The sequence below is a fragment of the Vibrio sp. 10N.222.46.A1 genome (assembly GCF_041473595.1).
GTDB lineage: Bacteria > Pseudomonadota > Gammaproteobacteria > Enterobacterales > Vibrionaceae > Vibrio > Vibrio tasmaniensis_A.
The window spans coordinates 1-2,646 of record NZ_JBFRSN010001159.1 but is presented as its reverse complement, the minus strand read 5'-3'; the positions used below and the strand labels follow the sequence as shown (position 1 = coordinate 2,646).

The 2,646-nt window shown below is 44.1% G+C and carries 3 protein-coding genes; all 3 read right to left on the bottom strand.

From position 1 onward, the window contains the following. Positions 1-502 (bottom strand): alpha/beta hydrolase (locus AB4496_RS24765; RefSeq protein ID WP_372132459.1); only part of this gene is annotated, 502 nt, incomplete at its 3' end. A gap of 89 nt (positions 503-591) precedes the next feature. Then, on the bottom strand, positions 592-1,056 hold the full coding sequence (gene tet(34) / locus AB4496_RS24760; protein WP_009847475.1) for an oxytetracycline resistance phosphoribosyltransferase domain-containing protein Tet(34): 465 nt from the start codon (positions 1,054-1,056) through the stop codon (positions 592-594). 84 nt (positions 1,057-1,140) lie between these two features. After that, the gene (locus tag AB4496_RS24755; RefSeq protein WP_012604654.1) at positions 1,141-2,430 is read right to left on the bottom strand and encodes an NCS2 family permease; all 1,290 of its coding nucleotides are present in this window, start codon (positions 2,428-2,430) and stop codon (positions 1,141-1,143) included. Positions 2,431-2,646: the final 216 nt, after the last annotated feature.

Sequence of the window (2,646 nt, the reverse complement as noted above, 5' to 3'; positions counted from 1 at the left end):
CCTTCGTATGCTTAATTGCTTCAGAATAAGCTGCGTTGGCCAACACTTGAGCCTGAGCCGCCAAATTGTCGTTCTTGAGATGTGGGTAGCCCGCTATGCTGAAGCACAACGATGCTGAAAACAGCTCTTCAGCCATTTCTTCACCCTTCTTCTCGTTCGAGCGATTTTGATGCTGCATACCCAGTTTGGTCCATTCGTATGCCCAGTTACCACTTCGGTAACCCATGACCGTATCAAGCCACTCATCGGTTGTACGAGAGTTATCTGATGACGCGATGCGAGCCAATACCGCTTCTTGCTCAATGGGGTTAACGCCTTGCCATACCCACTGAAGACGTCTTAGGTTTCGGTACCATGATGAGTTTTGCTGTTCACGCTTCTCATCCAATAACGCTTCAGAGCTTGGCATGTATTGTGTAAGCATTGAGGTCTCTTTAGCCTGCTTGTGCTTTACAAACAAGGTTTCCGAAAGGTTTGAGCTCGTTTCTTCTGATTCAGACATTGGGATACTTAATAAGAAATGGTTGTTACTAATCATATAAAAAAAAATGACCCTATAAAGGGTCATTTCTCAAAAAACTAAGTTTACGCTTATTTTGACTTGCGATTTACCGGCTCAACGTAGCTTAGGCTAGTATCCCAAGGTTGCTCAATCCATGTGTCTTGAGCGATATCAACGATGTACTCGTCTAGCAAATCAGCACCAGATGGCTTTGCACACACAGCGATCAGTTTCGCTTTCGGGTACATTTCGCGAAGCTTGCGTGCAGTGTCACCACTATCAACAAGATCTTCAACGATTAGGAAGCCTTCGCCGTCACCTTCAGGTGCTTTAACGACTGTCATATCACGTTGGTGATCGTGGTCGTAGCTAGAAATACAAATCGTATCTACGTGACGAATACCTAGCTCACGAGCCAAGATTGCACCAGGAACCAAACCACCACGGCTCACTGCCCAGATGCCTTTCCACTGCTCTGCTGGCATTTGCTTTTCAGCAAGTTGACGGCAGTAAGTCTGCATGTTGTCCCAAGTGATAACGAATTTGTTGCTCATAGTATAAAACCTAATAATTTTGTCATGTTATTAGAGGCTATTTCAAACATAGCCTCTTCAGCGATTAAGCAGAAATCTAGACGATTAAGCGAAAGTATATTTAAGAATAAAGATAGCCGACATTACCCACACAGCAGGTGAAACATCGCGACCTTTACCACTTAGCAGCTTAATTGCAGCGTAAGCGATGAAGCCTAGTGAGATACCCTCAGCGATAGAGTATGTCAACGGCATAAGCAGACATGTTACCACGACTGGGGCTGCTTCCGTAAGATCACGCCAATCAATACCAACTAGGCCAGACATCATCAAAATTGCTACATAGAACAACGCACCTGATGTTGCGTAGGCTGGAATCATACCTGCAAGCGGTGAGAAGAAAAGAGCCAGTAGGAACAAGATACCAACAACAACCGCTGTTAGACCGGTACGGCCGCCTTCAGCGACACCCGCAACACTCTCAACGTAAGAGGTTGTATTTGATGTACCTAGCAGTGCACCAATTGATGTTGCTGTTGAGTCAGCAAGCAGTGCCTTGTTCAGACGAGGCAGTTTACCGTCTTCTTTGATTAGGTTTGCTTTCGTTGCAACACCAACCAGAGTGCCCGCTGTATCGAATAAATCGACGAACAAGAAAGCGAATACTACTGAAATCATACCGATTTCAAATACAGCAGAGAAATCAAGCTGCATGAATGTTGGTGCAAGACTTGGTGGCGTCGACATGATGCCGCCGTATTGAACGTCACCAATAGCAATACCGACAGCTGTGATAGCTAGAATCGCAATCATTACTGCGCCTTTCACGCCACGGTGAACAAGAGCAATCGTAAGGAAGAAACCAAGCGCACCTAGGATAGGAGCAATCGCGGTAATGTCACCCAGTGAAACTTTCGTTGCAGGGTTAGAAACAACGATGCCAGCATTGCTAAGAGCAATAAACGCTAGGAAAAGACCGATACCTGCAGAGATACCAACACGCAGAGACATTGGGATCGAGTTGATAATCCATTCACGGATCTTAAAGATGCTTAAGAAGATGAAGATCACGCCCGATACGAAAACCGCTGCCAGAGCAACTTGCCACGTATAACCCATCCCCATTACAACAGCGTAGGTAAAGAATGCATTCAAACCCATGCCTGGAGCTTGAGCAATTGGGTAGTTAGCAACAAAGCCCATGATGAAACAGCCAATAGCAGCTGCTAAACAGGTTGCTACAAATACAGCGCCATGGTCCATACCAGCATCAGCTAGAATCATTGGGTTTACAAAAATGATGTAAGCCATTGTTAGGAAGGTTGTTAGACCTGCGATGATTTCAGTGCGCACATTGGTGCCATTTTCACTGAGTTTGAATAGCTTTTCGAACATTATCGAATCCTATAAGGGTAAAAGTAAACGGTTGCGTAATCGATTGGCTGTGGATTATAAAGTTATCAAATAACAAATTCCAGATAGAATTAAGGCTCTAATCGATCTTTATCAGAATGCCGTATGAAACAGAGCGATTAAAAATAAAAGCATGAATGGGAAATTATTATTAAAAACAAGCAATTAAAATAAAAATGCTCAATATGATTAGTTGGT

Excerpts from the sequence above, each read along its gene's own strand:
- AB4496_RS24755 (WP_012604654.1), bottom strand. The coding sequence starts at position 2,430 with ATGTTCGAAAAGCTATTCAAACTCAGTGAAAATGGCACCAATGTGCGC.